Annotated in this window: 20 protein-coding genes; 14 read left to right on the top strand and 6 right to left on the bottom strand. The window is 40.3% G+C overall.

The annotated features are described in order from the left end of the window. Window positions 1-252 precede the first annotated feature (252 nt). Window positions 253-1,215 (top strand): nucleotidyltransferase family protein, encoded by a 963-nt coding sequence (locus B3139_RS03705; protein WP_293879890.1) that lies wholly within the window; start codon window positions 253-255, stop codon window positions 1,213-1,215. Window positions 1,216-1,346: 131 nt separating this feature from the next. After that, window positions 1,347-3,260, top strand: coding sequence for a polysaccharide biosynthesis protein (locus B3139_RS03700; protein ID WP_293879888.1), 1,914 nt, complete (start codon window positions 1,347-1,349; stop codon window positions 3,258-3,260). Between the two features lie 69 nt (window positions 3,261-3,329). Here B3139_RS03700 and B3139_RS03695 read toward each other — a convergent pair whose 3' ends face one another. Both B3139_RS03695 and B3139_RS03690 read right to left on the bottom strand, forming a co-directional pair. After that, window positions 3,330-3,512, bottom strand: a complete 183-nt coding sequence (locus B3139_RS03695) for a hypothetical protein (RefSeq protein WP_293879886.1) — start codon at window positions 3,510-3,512, stop codon at window positions 3,330-3,332. Window positions 3,513-3,789: 277 nt separating this feature from the next. Next, window positions 3,790-4,161, bottom strand: a complete 372-nt coding sequence (locus B3139_RS03690; protein ID WP_293879884.1) for a hypothetical protein — start codon at window positions 4,159-4,161, stop codon at window positions 3,790-3,792. Window positions 4,162-4,551: 390 nt separating this feature from the next. Between B3139_RS03690 and B3139_RS03685 the strand changes: the two genes are divergently transcribed. Then, entirely contained in the window at window positions 4,552-5,508 is a 957-nt protein-coding gene (locus B3139_RS03685) for a hypothetical protein (protein WP_293879882.1), read from the top strand. Between the two features lie 41 nt (window positions 5,509-5,549). Here B3139_RS03685 and B3139_RS03680 read toward each other — a convergent pair whose 3' ends face one another. Next, the gene (locus B3139_RS03680) at window positions 5,550-5,828 is read right to left on the bottom strand and encodes a hypothetical protein (RefSeq protein WP_293879880.1); all 279 of its coding nucleotides are present in this window, start codon (window positions 5,826-5,828) and stop codon (window positions 5,550-5,552) included. Window positions 5,829-5,866: 38 nt separating this feature from the next. Between B3139_RS03680 and B3139_RS03675 the strand changes: the two genes are divergently transcribed. After that, complete coding sequence (locus B3139_RS03675) at window positions 5,867-6,466, top strand: hypothetical protein (RefSeq protein ID WP_293879878.1); 600 nt, start codon at window positions 5,867-5,869, stop codon at window positions 6,464-6,466. A gap of 80 nt (window positions 6,467-6,546) precedes the next feature. Continuing rightward, window positions 6,547-6,873 carry a hypothetical protein gene (locus B3139_RS03670; protein ID WP_293879876.1) on the top strand — a complete coding sequence of 109 codons (327 nt, stop codon included), beginning with the start codon at window positions 6,547-6,549 and terminating at the stop codon, window positions 6,871-6,873. A 448-nt stretch (window positions 6,874-7,321) separates the two neighbouring features. Here B3139_RS03670 and B3139_RS03665 read toward each other — a convergent pair whose 3' ends face one another. Then, the gene (locus B3139_RS03665; protein WP_145328111.1) at window positions 7,322-7,771 is read right to left on the bottom strand and encodes a hypothetical protein; all 450 of its coding nucleotides are present in this window, start codon (window positions 7,769-7,771) and stop codon (window positions 7,322-7,324) included. 881 nt (window positions 7,772-8,652) lie between these two features. Between B3139_RS03665 and B3139_RS03660 the strand changes: the two genes are divergently transcribed. From B3139_RS03660 to B3139_RS03645, 4 genes are read left to right on the top strand one after another with little or no spacing between them, the layout of a single operon-like run. After that, a complete protein-coding gene (locus tag B3139_RS03660) occupies window positions 8,653-9,030 on the top strand; it encodes a hypothetical protein (protein ID WP_293879871.1) in 378 nt (125 codons plus the stop codon). A gap of 1 nt (window position 9,031) precedes the next feature. Beyond that, window positions 9,032-9,658, top strand: coding sequence for a TlpA family protein disulfide reductase (locus B3139_RS03655; RefSeq protein ID WP_293879869.1), 627 nt, complete (start codon window positions 9,032-9,034; stop codon window positions 9,656-9,658). Between the two features lie 43 nt (window positions 9,659-9,701). Further along, entirely contained in the window at window positions 9,702-12,857 is a 3,156-nt protein-coding gene (locus B3139_RS03650) for a SusC/RagA family TonB-linked outer membrane protein (RefSeq protein ID WP_293879867.1), read from the top strand. A gap of 12 nt (window positions 12,858-12,869) precedes the next feature. Further along, a complete protein-coding gene (locus B3139_RS03645) occupies window positions 12,870-14,225 on the top strand; it encodes a RagB/SusD family nutrient uptake outer membrane protein (protein ID WP_293879865.1) in 1,356 nt (451 codons plus the stop codon). 44 nt (window positions 14,226-14,269) lie between these two features. Here B3139_RS03645 and B3139_RS03640 read toward each other — a convergent pair whose 3' ends face one another. Both B3139_RS03640 and B3139_RS03635 read right to left on the bottom strand, forming a co-directional pair. Next, entirely contained in the window at window positions 14,270-14,665 is a 396-nt protein-coding gene (locus B3139_RS03640; protein WP_293879863.1) for a hypothetical protein, read from the bottom strand. Window positions 14,666-14,772: 107 nt separating this feature from the next. Then, a complete protein-coding gene (locus B3139_RS03635) occupies window positions 14,773-15,399 on the bottom strand; it encodes a Crp/Fnr family transcriptional regulator (protein ID WP_293879861.1) in 627 nt (208 codons plus the stop codon). Window positions 15,400-15,704: 305 nt separating this feature from the next. Between B3139_RS03635 and B3139_RS03630 the strand changes: the two genes are divergently transcribed. The 5 genes from B3139_RS03630 to B3139_RS03610 all read left to right on the top strand — a co-directional run bounded on the left by B3139_RS03630 (window position 15,705) and on the right by B3139_RS03610 (window position 19,088). Beyond that, the gene (locus B3139_RS03630) at window positions 15,705-15,830 is read left to right on the top strand and encodes a hypothetical protein (RefSeq protein ID WP_293879859.1); all 126 of its coding nucleotides are present in this window, start codon (window positions 15,705-15,707) and stop codon (window positions 15,828-15,830) included. A gap of 79 nt (window positions 15,831-15,909) precedes the next feature. Continuing rightward, a complete protein-coding gene (locus B3139_RS03625) occupies window positions 15,910-16,833 on the top strand; it encodes a hypothetical protein (RefSeq protein WP_293879857.1) in 924 nt (307 codons plus the stop codon). A 179-nt stretch (window positions 16,834-17,012) separates the two neighbouring features. Continuing rightward, window positions 17,013-17,972 carry a histidine kinase gene (locus tag B3139_RS03620; RefSeq protein WP_293879855.1) on the top strand — a complete coding sequence of 320 codons (960 nt, stop codon included), beginning with the start codon at window positions 17,013-17,015 and terminating at the stop codon, window positions 17,970-17,972. 27 nt (window positions 17,973-17,999) lie between these two features. Then, window positions 18,000-18,752 carry a LytR/AlgR family response regulator transcription factor gene (locus B3139_RS03615; RefSeq protein ID WP_286727192.1) on the top strand — a complete coding sequence of 251 codons (753 nt, stop codon included), beginning with the start codon at window positions 18,000-18,002 and terminating at the stop codon, window positions 18,750-18,752. 30 nt (window positions 18,753-18,782) lie between these two features. Then, window positions 18,783-19,088 carry a hypothetical protein gene (locus B3139_RS03610; protein ID WP_286727193.1) on the top strand — a complete coding sequence of 102 codons (306 nt, stop codon included), beginning with the start codon at window positions 18,783-18,785 and terminating at the stop codon, window positions 19,086-19,088. Window positions 19,089-19,248: the final 160 nt, after the last annotated feature.

The following is a 19,248-nucleotide window of genomic DNA, read 5'->3' as shown; positions in this document are numbered from 1 at the left end:
CTACTAGCGGTGCCTCTCTTTAGAAAAGATGAGGCATCACTATTTTAGGGTCCTATAGGGTTCTTTTTAATCAATTCTTCATGGTTTATTCATGGGAAAGGATAAATAATGGCATATGTTTTGTTATTTTATGCTTCTATTTTCCTATAAATTCTCGAACGCAAAATATGAAATTAGTCCTTCATCGTAAGGAGGAAAGTATTTTTTAAGGCATATTGAAAACAACAAACAAACAGATAAGATCAAATAGTCATGTTAAGAAATGAAATGTATTCGCAAAAACCCATTCTAGTCATCTTGGCTGCAGGAATGGCCAGCCGCTATGGTTCTGCAAAACAAGTAGAGTGCTTCGGTCCCTTTGGTGAAAAAATTATCGATTATTCAATTTATGATGCGATAAAGGCTGGATTTGGAAAAGTCGTTTTTGTGATTCGGGAGGAATTTTTGGATGTAATGAAAAGTAATGTCGGGGATAAACTGCCGGATTCCATCGAAGTTGCATACGCTTATCAGGATTTTGACTTGAAAAAATTTGGTGTAAATCGCATTATAGAACGGCAAAAACCTTGGGGAACTGGTCATGCTGTAATGAGTGCCGAGCAAGAAGTGGATAGACCGTTCTGTGTGATCAACGCTGATGATTTTTACGGCTATGATGCCTTTCAGAAAATGGCTACTTTTTTGCAGCATCAAGCCAATGATACAGAGATGGCATTAGTTGGATTTGAGGTTGGAAACACCCTCTCAGACTTCGGGTATGTGTCTCGTGGTGTCTGTGAAGTAAATGCTACGAATCATTTACAAAGCGTTACGGAGAGAACGAACATTTATCGAAAAGATGAGGCTATTGTCTACGCACAAGAAGAGAAAGAAACTGTATTACCCGAAAATACACGGGTTTCGATGAATTTTTGGGGATTTACGCCCAAAATATTTGAGGTTGCACGTGCCTTATTTCCTGACTTTGTGGAGCAAAATCATGAGAACCCCAAAGCGGAATTCTTTATTCCTGATTTGCCAGATTATATGGTGAAGCAAGGTGTTGCGAACTTCTCTGTGCTTCCAACCGACGCAAAGTGGTTTGGTGTCACGTATAAGGAAGATAAGGATCAGGTGCAACAAAGTATCCATCAATTAATCGAGCGTGGTGATTATCCGCAACGCTTATGGCCGGAGAAAAAAGTGGTCGATGAAAGTATTTATTTGGATTTTTAGATAGCCTTATTTCATTACAACAGAAAGTAGAGTTCTCCTAGTATGTAGGAGAACTTTTACGATTTATATGCCATTTAATTGGTACATTTACGCAAACTTAAACCTCGGAAGGGAATTTTAATAGATTTTAAATGAGTAATTTATGGAGGGAGGGCTTGTCCGTTAACAAGCCACGTTGGGTCATTCTTTTAATAGATATGATCATAGTAGTTGTATCCTTTCTTGCCAGCTATGTACTTATCTTCAAACACAGGGGCGGCGTTGAGCCCGATGCGTTGCGCATACAACTCATTTTGGTCTCTACCATTTATCTGATATGCTTTCTTGCGCTCGGAACATTTAAGGGGGTTATACATAAAACCGGTCTCCGCGAATTACAACGGATGGTATTTGCGATTGGACTGGGCTATTTTTCTTCTGTCCTTGTATGTAAGCTACTGGAATGGACGCAGCCTTCTTTCTTGCATGAAGCCTTTCCTTTTTCTGATACCCAGCTGCTTTTTCATGCACTGATAGCGGGATTTGGAATGACGTTTAGCCGCGTGCTTTACCGGGCATTGTACCATGAGCTGATGTGGGGAGGTAAAGATAATCGTATTCCCGTGATCCTTTTTGGCGCCGGAAATATGGGCAATACCACCTTTCACTTTATCCATACAACATCACGCACCAAATACCGTATTGTGGCCATTATGGACGATAATCCGCATCGTATCGGCAACCGTATTCAAGGGTTTAGAATCCACGATATCAATAAATTGGATAAAGAGTTCGTCAATCGGCATGGGAATGCTGCTGAACTGATTGTTGCTATCGACAATCGGTCGCCCGAACGCTTGAGTAACGTTTTTAGGCTGGCGGAACCGATTCCCTTAATTGTCAAAATTATTCCGGATACGGCACGTCTGTTGGCAGGCGAGGTGGCAACCCGCCAGATCCGAAGCTTGCGCATCGAAGATCTACTGGGGCGAAAAGCCATTGATCTGAACAACCCGTCCATTGCGGCAGAGATGAAGGATCAAATTGTATTGGTAACGGGCGGTGCGGGTTCAATTGGTGGTGAACTGGTGCGCCAGCTTGCACATACGGATCTCAAACAGCTGATCGTGGTGGACCAGGCAGAATCTGCGCTGTATGATATTCAGCAGGAGCTGAGCGCGTCGGCAAATTTTGATCGGTGCCTGTTTATGGTAGGTAATGTCAGGGATGCGCTATTTATGGAAACTTTGTTCCAGGTTTACGGACCGACTTACGTCTTTCATGCTGCAGCATATAAGCATGTTCCGCTGATGGAGGCCAATCCTTACGAATCAATTTTAACGAATGTATGGGGGTCTTATAATGTGGCACAATTGGCGGACAAGTATGGGGTATCTAAATTTGTGATGGTGTCTACGGATAAAGCCGTGAATCCGACAAATGTGATGGGAGCAACAAAACGTGTCGCTGAAATTGCGATATCCACCGTCAATAGCAACTCCAAAACGAACTTTATCGTGACGCGCTTTGGCAATGTATTGGGTTCTAATGGTTCGGTCATCCCGCTATTTGAAAAGCAGATGCTCAAAGGAGGGCCACTCACCATTACCGATCCAAATATTACCCGTTATTTTATGACCATACCTGAAGCCTGTCAATTGGTGCAGGAAGCTGCAGTAATGGGTAAAGGTGGGGAAATATTTGTTTTTGATATGGGTGAGCCGGTCAAGATCATAGATCTCGCCAAACAGATGATTCGTTTAAAGGGCTACAACTACCCTGAAGATATTGATATTAAGTTCGTCGGTCTGCGCCCGGGAGAGAAAATTTTTGAGGAGCTGCTGGCGAATGGCGAAAACACCGAGAAGACCTATCACGAAAAGATCATGATCGCAAAGGTGAATACACCCGATTTGGATGTGCAAAAGGCGAGAGTAGAGCAATTGTGTGCGCTGGCAAAAACCGCCGATCCGAACACCGATAAAATGAAATTGGTGCAGCTGGTGAAAGATATCGTGCCGGAATACCGCTCTCAGAACTCTGTTTTTGAAACGCTGGACAAATAGCCATTTCCGAAAAGGAATGGCTTTAATGCGACAAATTGCAGCTATAACAGCGTTTAGTGCAGCTGGTATTTAAACAGTATCTTTTTTGTATAGTTCCTCATAGAGTTGTATAATCTTCGTCTGAATTTGCTTGATTTCTTCTTCACGTTGTCGTATTTTTTTTGAAATTTCAGCACACTCATCTTGTTCTTCTGCTTTACCTTTGTTATGTTGAGGCAATACATGTTGAGCTAATAACTGTGCAGTTGTCACATTTAATACGCTTGCGATTTGGTTTAAACGAGAGAGCGTAATCGTGGTAACGCCTGTTTCGATCTTTGAACAGCGGGATTAGATAAGTTCAATTTTTTGGCAAATTTTATTTGTTCCCAGCCTTGCTGTATCCGAAGTAATCTAATTGTCTTCCCTATGTTTTTCATGAAAAAAATAATTTATCGTTAAGTTATTAAGTTATAAAAATGGCTGTGACCCTGCACAGCTCAAACAGCAATACCTCTGACGCTGATCGGAAAAACCGCAGTCAAAAGAGCTAGAAAATATAGGTCGGCATCCAATTATAGCCCGCTATTAGGTCAGGATTTTCATTCCAATTGAGATGGGGATGATAATATACGAAAGTCCTAAATAATACATGCTTATAACCAAATCCGTAACGATAGGGAACTTTGTGCGCCTTTAAAATGCCGTCAACAACGATCTTTCTTAAAATGGAGTTAATCCGTTCAGCTGTAATTTCGAAACTATATTCCTTCGAAAAGTCCGCAGCCATTTGATAAATTGTCCGTGGCCGGAAGAAATAATTGGTTGTTGTAGCGACAAATAGGACAAATTCATTTTCTTTTTTAAACTGCTCTCGTTTCTTTTTATTAATACTATTTTTCTTTTCAAGCTTCTTTTTCATATGTTTAGGAACTGCGCGTTTTAAATTGGAAATAAATACCTCAATTTGCTCACAGCCTTGTTTAGCCACCACCTTTTTTGGTTTGACATAAATCGTGTGCATAGTAACCACGAACCAGGTATCGTCGATAGGACACTCCGGATCCGGATCTGGATGAGCAAGTACGGTAATTTATAATCTAAGAATAATTTTAAAGATAGTTATAATAACTGAGAGTTATTATATGCTTGATTATTTATTTTGTTAATAAAATCGGAAAAACGACTTGACCCAAATTTATTAAATTATATCAAAACCAGATGTGACATTTTTTTTTGTTAAATTGAACCGAAAATAATCTAATTTTCAAATAGCAAAATAAAATCAATTATTCATTCCTAAATTTTTAAAATGGAAAACCTGAAAAACACATTTGAAGAAATAACATCTTCGTGGGTAACTCAAAATAATGCTGGTGACTTTATAATAGAACCACGAAAACAAAAAAGGCTTGGCGATTATTCTATTAAATTCCATGAACTTAATTTGAATGATTTTACCGATGCTATCGTGGTTTTCACCAAAGCACTCTATTTCGGGAAATCCCATGTTTTAGTTCAAGACGAACATTTATTGATGTGGACCTGGGGTGCAAACCTTGTTACTGCCACTGTGCTAGAAGGATCTTTCGTTGGCAAGGAAATAGACTATGAAAAGAGAAGGCTATTTGAAACCTTTGTGAGATCGTTTATTCCATTGCCAAATTTTGGCAGCCCTTCAAATGAACTTGAAGCAAATCTTGAAAACTTTTTGAGAAATAGATCTGTCCTTCAGGGATATTTAGGATTTCCATTTTTAGAAAGGATCTTAAAAGAGAAATGCGGGAAATTTGTTGATCTAAATGGAAACGTAATTCAGGATTTCGTAGTAAATAGATCCAATGGCAAAAAACCAAGACCATACATAGTTAACGATCCCTATAAAAATAAAATATCAAGTATTGAAGATCTTTTATACTTTTATTTAAAAAACATTGTTTCGCAAGAAATTAAGCTTAAAATAGAAGATATACTTGAGCACCTGTTACCTTCATTCGATTATCCACATAAGGAAAAGCTACAACATGGCGCTCAGATAATTTATTCATGGAGGAACTCCTCTTTGCACGGCGCAGAAAATCTTCAAACTATAGGTGGAATCTTGTTGTCTATCATACTTTTAATAGAAATTGATTCGATAAAGGAAGAATTTGAGATAGTTCATAAGGAAGCATTGATGAACTACAATCATTTTAAGAAAACCAAGTACGACGCATATTATACACTTTCTCTTCAGGAATATTATCCTTATAATCATCAATGGATATAGATTTAAAAGAGGTTTAAGCTTTTTTTAAACCTCTTTTAAAATTAGGTAGATGACACCCCGGTAAAGACCCCGTTCTCAAAATTTAAATAACGGCTCAGTTGACCTTGGAGAAACTGTACCTTTTCTGTTTTTCCGGATTTTCCGTTAACCAATAAATTTCCATTCATATTTAGGTCACCTTCTATCCTGACCAACCCTCTAAAAAATGCAGCATAGCAATTGGAACCAGGAACGTTCTGAACGCCTATAATCCCAGCGTTTATATCTGTGCTTCCGGAGCCTTCAGACCTTCGAAGGAACCCCATGATTGCTGAATACATGTTGTAACCTCCATAATTCAGATTGACTGAAATCTATTTTGGAGCAAACATTTTCGCATTTTCTACGATTTATTTTTCCGGATGCAGATGCTGTTTTTGATTTGAATAGACCCTTTGATTATCTTGACAAAGAGTTTGAGCAATTATTCCCTCCGGAAAGTAACGGTAAGGGAGTTCGTTATGTCGATAAGCTCGTCAAAGTCTATTTAAATGATGGGAGCGAACAGTTTGTGCTCTGCCATGTGGAGATACAGAGCAGCAAAGGAAATGGTGATTTGGCCGAGCGCATGTTTCGCTATTTTTATAGAATATGGGATCGTTATAAAGTTCCTATTACGGCTATAGCTATTCTGGCCGATGAAAATGGACGCTATCGGCCGGAGGTATATAGGCAAGAATTTATGGGCACGTCATTGCGCTATGATTTTAACAGTTACAAGATCATGGATCAGCAAGAGTCGGTATTGCGATCAAATAAGAATCCATTTTCTGTAATTGTTCTTACTGCTCTTTTGGCTATCAAGAACAAGAAAATAAGCGATGAAGGCCTGAAAGCGATTAAACACGATCTTTATGATGAAATGATAAACCGGGAGATGGATAAGGATACGCGACAAGGGTTATATGATTATCATTGATTTAATTTTTTTTAATAGGAAATGATGCTGTAATGAGCATAGCTCATTACGGTTCCTAACTTACTACGTAAGTTTTGATAATGAGGAAGTTTTGGGTATATTTCCTCAATAGATTAGTTCTCGATGGCAGAGGAGAGATCGATAAATTGCTTTTTGTAGGCAATTTATCTAAGTTTGAAAAAGAAATAGAAACAAAAATAGGAAGGAGCGATACTATGGGCACTCAAGAATATTTATTAGATAAAGCTGAAAAAAAAGGAATTCAAAAAGGAATTCAAAAAGGAAAGATTGAAGGAAAGCGGGAAGAAGCTATTGCCATTGCATTGGAGTTTAAGAAAATGGGTTTACCTATTGCTGATATTGCTAAAGGCACCGGTCTTTCTATCGAAGAGATCGAAAAGCTGTAATCAAATACTTTTAAAGTTTATAGATATTTATTTTAAGCCATTTCCGAAAGGGAGTGGCTTTTCATTTTAAAGATGCTATATGCTCTAAAAACTCCCCATACATTAAGTAATGATAGAGGAGTACCTTTTATAAACTAAATATATTATGAAGAAAATCTGTTTTTATGTAGATGAGGTTGACTTTTTTAGTAATAAAGCGCCCTAATAAATTAAGGCGCTTCGCTAAATGTTGGTATATTTCAACCGGCTGATCTAATATAGAACTAATTTTTTGAAATTGAAAAATTAAAAATATCTTTTTGCTGTTTGTTTCTCTCCGTTTTTGGGCTATCCTAACTTAACCCAATTATTGGTGGCTCGCCGTCGCGGTAGAAGTAGTCGAAGAGTTTGCAGTATTAATCGTGTCGCTTCTTTCGTTGTTCAGAGATAGTATAGGATTCTTAAATAGTTATTCGTATAGCTGTTCAAATGCATCTATCAGTTTCATATTTTGAGATTTCGCAATCGAAAAAACTTCATGAGCATAAAAATCATCTGCAGTTTGATTTAGTACTTTCGTGAATCTTGTATTTTCAATGCCTGCTTTTTCTGAAACTTCTGCTTGTGACGATACAAATTGAGTAATAAATTTTTGGTAGGTATTCAACTTCTTATTGTTTTTTACTTTGCCTTTTTGTTTTGCAAGATATTTTTTATGGGCTGTGTTGGCGATTTCGGATAATGCATTTTCACAGTCTTTGTCAAAGTCGTTCGATAGTAGTTTTACAGCATTATAAAAGTTTCGGCCTTTTACTACTGATAAATCACTATTTAGTTGGAAAGACTCTAATGGATTTTTATCCGATAAAATCGCTTCAAACTCTTTGTTTAAAGTTTTCAAAAACTTTTCGAACTTCATTTTATATTTCTGTTAGTTAATGTCTTGAATTTATATCGCAATTTTATTTGCGATTATGTTTAGTATTGTTATATTTGTATTATAATCAGTTCGCTGATTTAGTCTCGGGCACGAAACGGCAAATTTCAAAAGACGTGAGACGTAGGGTTTGCGACCCCCCATGCTTTTTGTATCTTTACAACAAGGAGGGGCAAGCTCCCCTATTGGAAACTGCGTCTGGGTTCTTTGCCGTACCTGTGTTCAGTGGAAGATAGTGGGGCTTGCCTCTTTTATATTTATAGATGTTAGCTACTTTCTTCCCTTGAGACTCTTGTTTATAACCCAGCTATTAAATTATGAGGCAAAAAGAGTCATTAACTACAACAAAACGGCAGCAGATCAAGGATCAGCTTACCCAGCCTGCAGTATCACTGCTCATCAAGAACAAATACTGCCCACCAGAATAGCCTCTCAAAAGCTTAAAATCTACAATGGCCGATATCCCCTGGGTATCGAATGGATATAAAAGCCGTAATGGCCTATTTATAGCATACCAATTGTTGATTTTGCCGGCCTATTTTTTTAGATCCACGCTCTAAAATTGAACAGCCCTCATCTCTTTTATCTTCGCACTTTAAAAGTAAGGGTTTCCGATTTCAAAAGCAAAGATTTAAGAAAAATACTGTTATAGAAATTCTATAAAAAAGGTCGGTTTTTTATTTTACCAACGGACGCGGTATCGTCTCTATCAAATTACGTGTAACTGTCCTGCACCGCGCCCGATAACCTATTTCTTATTTTTTAACCGCTGTGACCTGAACCCATTCAGGTTCCCACAAAAAAGCTGATTTCGGTCGGATAGGGAATGCCATGTGCTATGGTCACAGCTAAAAACTAAACAGATGAAAGCCATTTATGAAGATCTCCTGCATCTTGACAGGCCATTTTACGAGATCCATGAAGACGGTTACGATCCATTGAAATGTATCGAAAACTTTTGGGATCATTATTCGCTAGTCACGATACGCGAAAACCTCTATGCATTGGATCTCAAATGCAAAACCCTCGGCGAAGCTACCGAAAGCAAATTAGAGGCTCTACAGCAAACGTTGTTTTTGTCGGATATTTTGCGCGCGCTAATAGCCTATTTCCTGACGCATAGCCGCCATTTAGATACGGGCCAAATTAGACTGTCAGCTCTGGAAGCGAATATGGAGGAAATCAGACTGACCAAAAAAATCAACGATTTTTTTCAAACCATTAACCAACCAAAACCTTAAGATGATGAAAACAATACTATATAATTTACACAAGGCTTTTAAAAGCAAACGAGCACGAGCGACGCTGCTGTGTTTGGTTTCTATGTTTAGTTTATCTGCCCAAACGCCCCGCAAGGACAGCGGGGCCAATGGGCTTCCTGCAGTTGCACCGATCAATGTAGGCGATCGGGTTCCCGAAGATTTTTATACCCGACAGTATAAAGTTTACACGAATGGTAAGGCTACCACTACAGATCTAAAACATCTGAAAGGTAAGCTAGTCATCTTGGACTTCTGGGCCTCTTGGTGTGGAATGTGTCTAACCCAGATGCCAAAAGCGGAGAAGCTGAGCCAACGGTATGCAGACACGCTAGCAATGGTGCTTGTCAATACCAAACATCGCCGGGATGATCTACAAAAAATTAAAAAGACCTACATCGAAACCTTATCTCGGATAGGAGGAAATTTGCTCCCTACTGTGTATGATGATGAATACCTGATACGCTTGTTCCCACATGCTTCAATTCCGAGGTATGTATGGATCTCGCCACGCGGTAACGTGCTAGCAATTACAGGTCATACATTCGTAAATAAAGAACAGATTGATAATGTAATTGACTTGTTGAGGGGGCAAGGTAATTATGAATAAGTGGTTAATTTACATGCTCTTCATTACATTATGCTTCATGCAAATGGAATTAAAAGCGCAGCTCAACTATACTGGAACAGTAGTAGATGAGTCAGCCCACCCAATTGCCGGCGCAAGCATTACGCTGTTAAAAACGAAAACGCAAACCAGGACGGATCACGAAGGAAAGTTTCACGTATCGGCGACTGATCTTAGTGAACGGATATCTGTCAGCTACATGGGGTATGAAACGCGTATACTGGCGCTTACTGAATCCAAAAATAAGAACTTTTGGATCGTTCTCACCAAGAAAACAAATCAGCTTGAGGAGGTGATGGTCGAAACAGGTTACCAGCGCATTCCCAAAGACCGGGCTACTGGGGCCTTTGCACAGGTTGATGATAAGATCCTAACACAAAGGCTGTCGTCCGGTAATATCATGGATCGCTTGGAAGGAAATTTTTCAGCCCTGCAAATGGATCGGCGTAAGGGTACAAATCAGATCAATATCCGTGGTATAAATACTCTTTCGGATGCTTTGATGGGACCGCTTATTATTGTCAATGACCTGCCTTTTGAAGGGGATATCAATGCCATCAATCCGAATGATGTGGAGACCGTTACGCTGCTCAAGGATGCGGCCGCGACATCAGTATGGGGTGCACGGGCTGGAAATGGTGTTATCGTGATCAAACTCAAAAATCATAATAAACAGCAGGGAACAGCGGTGGACTTTTCGTCTAATCTGACTATGACCGCAAAACCCAACTTGATGTATCTACCTAAAATGTCTTCCGCAGAGTTTATCGATGTGGAAAAAATGTTGTTTGATAAAGGGTTTTACAATACGATATTGAATGGAACAAATTCCAATAGGGGTATCGTCTCTCCGCTTGTTGATGGACTGTATGATCTTTCCAAAGGACTGCTCACGCAGGAGGAGATGAATGCACGTATCGAAAAATATAAGACATTGGATTACCGCAATGACCTGCTCCGCTACGTCTATCGTAATGGTGCCCTAAGCCAAAATAATATCGCCCTGTCAGGCCGTGGTGAACAGAGTGGTTACCGGGTAGGAATCGGCTACGATAGAAATATGCTCAGCAAAAGGGAGAGCAGCAATCAACGGCTGGTGATCAATGGAAGTTATCAGCTGAATTTCTGGAAACGCTTTAGGCTGGAGAGCAACTTGCTTTATTCCAATATGAAAAATAGCTATAATCCGGACCTCGTTGATTATCCGATAGGTGTGGGCGGGGGTAGGACTAATCTGTATCCTTATGCGCAGTTGATGGATGATGCCGGCAATCCGTTGGTAATTCCATCACAGTATAATTTTAGGTATATGGAGTCGGTTGCTGATCGCAATGAGGGGTTGCTCGACTGGTTTTACCGGCCTTTGAATGAATTTGGTGTTTCCAAAGCCAATAACAATACCAATTATTGGAATGCAGGGCTTAAACTGTCGGTCAAACTGTGGAATAGTTTGGAGATTACTGGTCAGTATGGTTTTGAAGGGCAATTGGGGGAGAACCGGACCTTACGGGGACAGGAGTCTTTCTTTACGCGTGATCTGATCAATCGCTTTACACAGATCGGTAATGGGACCGTAAAACGGATTGTACCGCTGGGAGGGATACTGACCAATGGGAACAATGATTTCACCAGCCATAAGGGGAGAGTGCAGCTCAATTTTGCGAAAAAATGGAGAAATCTGCATGAGCTTAATTTCTTTGCTGGGTCAGAAGTATCTACTCGGACAGAGGAGAGTGATCTTTTTACAACTTACGGATTTGATGAAAAATTGTATATCAGCCAATTGGTCAATCCTGTAGATGCCTATCCAATTTATGGTGGCCTAAGTGGCTTGAGCCGAATTCCTTATACAAATGGTTTTGATAAACTGACTCGGCGCTATGTTTCGTTATTTGGAAATGCTTCGTATACTTACAAGGGGCGTTATATCTTTTCAGTTAGTGGGCGTAGGGATGCATCTAATCTATTTGGAGTAAATGCCAACAATAGATGGAATCCACTGTGGTCGACCGGTCTGGCTTGGAGAGTTTCGGACGAAGCTTTTTTTCCAAAGAATAGTGTTATCAATAGCCTAAAACTACGGTCCACCTTGGGGCATAGCGGAAATTCGGGAGGCATGACTACAAGTCTACCCATCTTGACATATATGGCAGGTCTGAATACTGATGTAAGTACTTTTCCTCGTGCAAAAGTATCCATACTACCTAATCCATCGCTTCGCTGGGAGGACGTACGGATGATCAATGTCGCCTTGGATGCGGCACTTTTTAATAATAGAATCTCACTATCGGCAGATGCTTATTTCAAAAAATCTACCGATCTCTTCGCTTCTGATCCTATAGATCCAACCTACGGTTTTACAACGGTAAGGCGAAATGTAGCCGTTGCATCTGGAAAAGGAATCGATATCGACCTGGATGCAAAGTTGCTGGATGGCAACTTCAAATGGAAAGCGAAAGTACTTTTTACGATCAATAAGGATAAGGTGGATAAATATTACGGCGGAACATGGCGCGCATTGACATTTACTTCTTCTGCTGGAAGAAATCTATCGCCCGTAGAAGATAAAGCACTTTATCCTGTATTTTCTTATCGCTTTGTGGGGCTCGATCCAATGAGTGGTGACCCTCAAGGATCTTTAAAAGGAGAAGTGTCCAAAGATTATACCAAAATGTTGGCAGATTCCATACAACATTTGGTCTACCATGGAACAGGTATACCACCATATTATGGATCATTAAATCAGACCTTCAGCTGGAAATCCTGGATGCTGACTGTGAATATTGCCTATAAGTTTGGCCATTTTTTTCAGAAGGAAACCATACGTTATCAGGATTTATTTAATAGTTGGCGTACACATGGTGATTACTCACAACGTTGGCAGAATCCTGGAGATGAATTGTGGACATCGGTACCTTCCATGACTTATCCGGCAAATTCCAACCGGGACAATTTCTATGCCTACTCTGAAGCAAACATTGGAAGAGGTGACCTAATACGTTTACAGGATATACGACTACAATATCAGTGGAAATTAGCAAAGAATTATCCTATACAGTGTTATGCTTCGGTAAATAATGTGGCTTTGCTATGGAAAGCCAACAAATGGGGGATAGACCCCGACTATAATAATATGCCTCCGGCTCGAAATTACACTGCCGGGGTATCAGTGCATTTTTAAATAACGATGGATATGAAATATATTATTTATACAATGATGATTTTGCTTCTGAGTGTTTTCTCCCAATCTTGTGATAAATTTTTGGATGAAAAGCCTCAGTTGTCTGCAGCTACTCCAGATAAGGAAGAGGACTTAAGGGCGCTGTTAGATTTTGAATCCCAGATTAATCTTTATTATCCTGGCTTGATCGAATTAGGGACGGATGATTATTATTTGGCTGATGTCGACTATGGAAAAATGCTAGCAAGCTATCAGGAAGCTTATACTTGGGATAAGGAAATGCTCTCTATGGATGTTGATTATTGGAGATTATGTTACAACACCATCATGATTGCTAATATTGTATTGGAGGGAGTAGAAAGATTGCAGCCAATCAAAAATATGGATATCCGAGGTGAAGCCATGTTTGTTCGCGGACTGGCACATTTTTATGTCGCTCAGTTATACAGTCCTCTATTTGATAAGGATACAGATAGTCCCTATGGGGTACCAATCCGGTTGACTTCTGATTTTAATGTGCCTGTTACCCGAGCGACAGTGCATGAGACTTATAAACAGATTATTGATGATCTTAGTGGTGCAATCCCATATTTGAAAGATCAGGCTGCTGAAATCAATAGGCCGAGCAAACGTGCCGCTTATGCAGCCCTAGCCCGCATTTATCTTAGTATGTCGGATTATGTACAGGCTCGATATTATGCAAATGAAAGTCTGAAACTAAATGCTGATTTAATGGATTTTAATGCAATCGATCCGACACCTGCTTTTCCGATTAATCCGAAGAATGTGGAGATGATCTATTATGGCTCAACAATATCGGCCAGTAGTGTGTTACATAATAGCACGGCACGAATACCGAAGTCTATCTATAATTCATTTGCAGATAATGATCTTCGTAAATCGCTTTTTTTTAAAACTGTCAACACAACAGAATATGCATTTAAAGGTTACTATTCGGGGAGATCAGCTTCCTATTTTGCCGGATTTGCAAATGACGAACTTTACTTGATCCGGTCGGAATGCAATGCCCGGCTGGGGACTACAAAAGAGGCGTTGGATGATATGAATAAGCTTTTGGAAAATAGAGTCCGTAAGGGGACTTTTGAAAAGTTGGTGGTTTCAGATACGAAGGATCTTTTAAATCTGATATTGAACGAACGGCGTAAGGAAATGCTATTTCGTGGTGTACGGTGGTCTGATCTGAAGCGATTGAATGTAGATCCTGATTATGCGATTGATCTCTATCGTGAAATAAATGTCAACGGAAAAATAAAAAGGTACGAGCTGCCTGCAAATGATTCCCGTTATCTATATCCCATTCCAGCCGAAGTGATTATGCAAAGTAATATTCCACAAAACCCACGGTAAGAAAGGAAAGCAGGCTTTCTGAAATTGAAAGCCTGCTTATTGTTTTACTGACTAGAACGAAAAGCGAGAACAGTGTCATTCGTTGAAGGAGTAGGGGTAGAAGTCGCGTCTTGAATTTCGCTTTCTACAGTTTGACCCGAAGGTTGAACATGGGACATGTCTGGTTGACCAGAACCATTGTCGGGTGCTGAGATAGAGCAGATTTCTTCTGTTTTATCCCCACATTCAAATTTAGGCGTCAATGCATAGTTAGCTGGATTTGTAGGATCCGAATTGACCAGCTCATTGTTGTACCAAGTCTGGTTGGCTCTTGTTGTTGTAGTTTTTGGCTCTACTTTCACTTCTTCTTTTTCCGTAAAACTTTGAGTACCGTATGCAAGACCCAATCCTAATACTGCTAATGTGCCGGCACGTAGCCAGCTGTTTCTTTTTGTTGCCATGGCAAAAAATTTAGTTTATAAAATGTTTATTAGAGCCAGCACGCATCGCTGGCTCTGATACAAAGTTGCATGCTTCGTCAGTCTGATATGTGCCTGTTCTATAGGTGCTATTTTTGCGCATATTTTCCAGTAAGCAGAAAATACTGAGCCAGCTGTACTGTATGTCGTGATATGCCCAGTAGATCGGCCTGCTCTTGCTGTGTAGTGACAGCTTTAATTTCGGGCAACAGCCGGGTAAAGTTAAGGTAGCGCTCAAAAGGAGAATAGCCCAATGTGGCCTGCCTTAGCAAAACCAGTTGCCTCTTCTTTTTATTACCCAGTACGTCAATCAATGTATCGATGGATTTTTCCTGTTCCTGAAACTGCCGCAACACATGGTGTGGGATCGCAATAATAATTCCCGGACGGAGGGCCACAAGATCGCCCTTGTGTAGATTGTGCGTATAAAGATGGTGGGTTGTCATCAGAGCCATATTCGGAATAGCCAGGCTCAAGATACGGCGCTTGCCGGTTTCAGCGTTTTCTTCAACCCGCGCCAGGAGGCCTTTCGCGACAAAATAGGTCATCTCCGTATGACGGTCAGCTGGACTGAGCTGCTCGCCTCGTTTAACGATCTTGACTTTGAGGTTGTCCTTTACCCACTGATAGTGAAAATGATCTATTGTATGGTATTTCCCCCAAAAATCAAACAATAGTTTTAGTGCAGCCTTGGGGCTACGCGTATCTGCTGTCATCTTTTGCTTTGGTTTATCTGGTTTACTGTCAGTAATATATGTTGCGTTAACAAAGCTATGATGATTGAAAATCAATAACGAAACTACGGCTATAAAGCTAGTTGCTCCCTATAAAACCTCCTTTGCCTCCCGAATCCTACACAAAAAGGAAAGTTTGGGAACCAAGCAGCGGATGAGGGCGATGTCCTTTAACTCCTCAATTATTAGTTGAAAATTTACTTCCGATCGATCCACAGTCTTCAGTGCCTGAAGCCGTTAAGCTGTTGCGAGAACAGTCGATGGTTTTATCCGTTACTCAAATCAACGTGGAAATAACAACACTATTGGCCCAATTTGGGCTATACAATCCGCAGCCACTCTCCATCAATGACCTGATGCTGGGCATAGATGAGGAGGAAGATGGGGGAAAATGCAATATCGTTTTCCCTTAACAATCTAATGATAAAGACTATGCTTTGCCTTATTCTTAAGGCATGGCATAGTTTAACGATTAACCTTAACGTATTTTTTATGCAATTTACTTGGAAAGCTGCCATGCAGGCTTACAGCGAAAAGGACTGGCGGGACTTCGTTTTTTTCTCAGCCAATGTGCAACATCTTTTGGGTATCTATCAGCTCGGTATCCAGCAAAATCTACACCGGGAGGTGATCAATTTCTCGGTTCGGCAGGCAGAAATGGCCCCTGCTAAATTCCAGTTCGAGGACAAAACCTTTTGGCTCTCGCCGCCAGAGCGACCACAAGTTATCCTGAGCTTTCATTTTGGTTACTATCGGGCTGTTCCGGCCTTTCTGGTTCAGCGCGGTTATAAACTCTGCATTCCCGTGGCGAAAGAAGTCATGATCCGTCAGATAAAATATTACGAAGGCCTGCTCGGTGAGCAATGGGAGGAGCAGGTTATATTTTTAGAGGCGGAAGATCCTTACCTGTTCTTTAAATTACGTCGTCAGATGGATCTGGGCTATCATATATTCTGCTACCTCGATGGAGGGGTAAGTGCCGCAAAAGATTTACAGGCACAAAAATTAAGCGAAATCCCTTTTCTAAATGGCAGCATTAAGATAAAGCATGGGATTCTACATATGGCTTTTTTGCTTCAAAAAAATATAACAGTTTTAATTGCCAAAATAGCAGTAGAAAGTGAGCCCATAGTTATTTGTACATTGAGCCATTGGTATCCAAACTGGTTTCCGAGCGCCAGGAAGTTTACAGACTATTTTAGCCGCATCATTTATGAGGATTTTGAAGAAGTCCTGTTGGAATATCCGGAGGCTTGGGAAGCCTGGCTTTACCTGCATAGGACCATGTCACCGAGCTCGGATGTAGCAACCTGGTCGGCAACTAATCGCATAATTTCATTTAGCATGAAAGAGAAACAGCTGTTGTTTGATAAGTTTACTTACCTGAGTTATCCCCTTCCTGTAACGATTTTATAAGAAAATAGGGGAATTCTTGTTTAAACATGGTTGTATGATTATCTTTATACTATCAATTATAAATCAAAAATTAATAATAAATGCATAGGTTCTTTCAAAGAAAATGGTTGTTTCACGGCTGTTTCTGGATTTTATATAGCTTTTATTTTTTTGTTGTAAATGCTCTTGGCAATTCAAGAATGACTCTGGGAGCTTCCCTCATCACCGTATTTTATTGTGCGATTATCTTCTATGCGGTGTATCTGATCTTGAAGTATGTTTACGATCGGGGGCATATACTGGAAACTATAGTGTTGATGATAGGCTTTTATTTACTCTCCGCCCTGATCGTGTACTATGAATTGTATGGAAGATTTGGACTGGAGATTATAAATAATAGGTATGTCATAAATAAACACGCTTTTAGCTGGGCGAAGTATATCCAGACCTTTCTCGTCATGCATAGTAATTATACGGTGATGGCGGTGGGCTATTATTACTATAAGAGTAAACTTCGTGAATCAAGTGATAAGCTTGAAGCTGTAAACGCACGTCTCGCTGCAGAATCAAATATGAAATCTTTTCAATATACGACCTTATCTGCACAGGTGCATCCGCATATGATGGCGAATATCTTTAGCCATTTAAAAAATAAGGTAGACCCATATGATATTGAATTGGGTAAACAGCTTTCGGAACTTTATCGCTTAATGAAATTCTATATGGAGGCCCATCATGTGGAGGGGGCAACCCATATTTTATTAGCGGATGAAGTGACAGCACTGAAGCAGTACCTGTCGATACAGGAGAAAGTCGAACCAAATCCTTTTTACATAAAACTTTCTTGCTCGGGTAACCTGATGCGATTTAGTATTGCACCAACAGTAATGCAGACGCTTGCTGGTAACTTATTTAAGCATGCGGACCTGTGGGATAAAAATCACCCGGCCAAAATCGACATTCTTGCCGGCCATGCCGGTTATCGGATTACGGTTAAAAATAAAAAACGAAGCGGACCTCAGATGATGCCAAGTCACGATGTGGGACTTCGAAATGTACGAATACGCATGGAATATCTCTTTGGAACTGACTTTTCGATGGAAGAAAATCAGGACGATGATCATTATGAACTCACGTTATGCGTGCAGCGCTATAAATAATTAAAGGAATAAAAAATGACGGAAAATATGAATAGAATATGGATAGGAATCATCATTGATGACCAAAAGTCGCATATAGACCATCTGCTTGAGATGGTCGAAGAGATTGGCTATGTGCAGATTGCCAAAACATTTAGTGATCCGCAGGAAGCCCGGATTTTTCTGCGTGCCAACAAAGTGGACTTTATGATCCTCGACGTGGAGCTTGGAAGGATTAACGCTTTCGATTTTTTAAGAACCTTGCCCAGCTCAAATCTAAAAACGATACTTTATACTGCACACCGCCAATACGAAGATCCGGGATATGATCTCGGTGTCGTTGATGTGTTGCTTAAAGAGGTGTCTAAGAGTCGTTTCTATGCCGCACTGCGCCGGGTGGATGAAGCGCTCGCTAAATTGATCCCACTCGCTGATCACGACTCACTGGAAAATTATACCTATTATTTTATGATCAAAGGGCCGGTGCGTTATCAGCGTACGGAGGTTCGTATGAAAGAACTTGTTTATGTGGAAAGTAGCAATGGACAGGTTAAATTTCACATGATCGGGGGTAAAACACTGAGCTGCAGCAGTACCATGCGGGAAGTACTGGCGGGACTGCCGGTTAAGTGGTTTAAGCAATGCCATCAGAGTATTGTAATTAATATCAATTTTTTTTACAGCTATGGGGTCGGCGGTGTCTTGATGACTGAAGGGACGAAAAAAACACTTCCTGTAGGTGATAAGAAACTGTATGCGGACTTCTTTCGCTTCATTAACTCCAATATCCTTGGTGGATAAGTGTATTTGTCATTATAAACAATTAGAAATATGAGAAAAGATTCGTTTAACAATATCGGCCGTAAGACAGATGCGCATCTCTTGCAGGCTTTACATATACTCTTTACAGAAATACAAGTATTAAAAAGAGCAATACAGGATAGCTTTCAGACAGCGGATTCTACTGTCGAACTTCGTGATACAGCATTTGTCAAAGACACCGTAGGGGTATCAGACCGTACGTTGCTGCGGTATCAAAACTTAGGCCTTATTCAGGTGTACCAGCGCGATAAAGGGGGCAAAAAGTATTTTAAGCTTGACGACGTGCTCAGGCTCAAACGTTATTTAAATGGCTGATGTTAAATTGCAGTGAAGCTCCAGGCTACTGGGGCTTCGCATCTGCTTCTGCCTTTGTTCGCCCCTGCTATACCCTTTGTTCGCTATTGTACCTAGTTAGACCCTAGTTCAGACCGGGTGTCCCCCTATCGGACTAGGTTTGAACTAGGGAATCTGTCGG

Source organism: Sphingobacterium sp. UBA1498 (assembly GCF_002325125.1).
Classification (GTDB): domain Bacteria; phylum Bacteroidota; class Bacteroidia; order Sphingobacteriales; family Sphingobacteriaceae; genus Sphingobacterium.
This window is presented reverse-complemented; position numbering and strand designations above follow the sequence as displayed.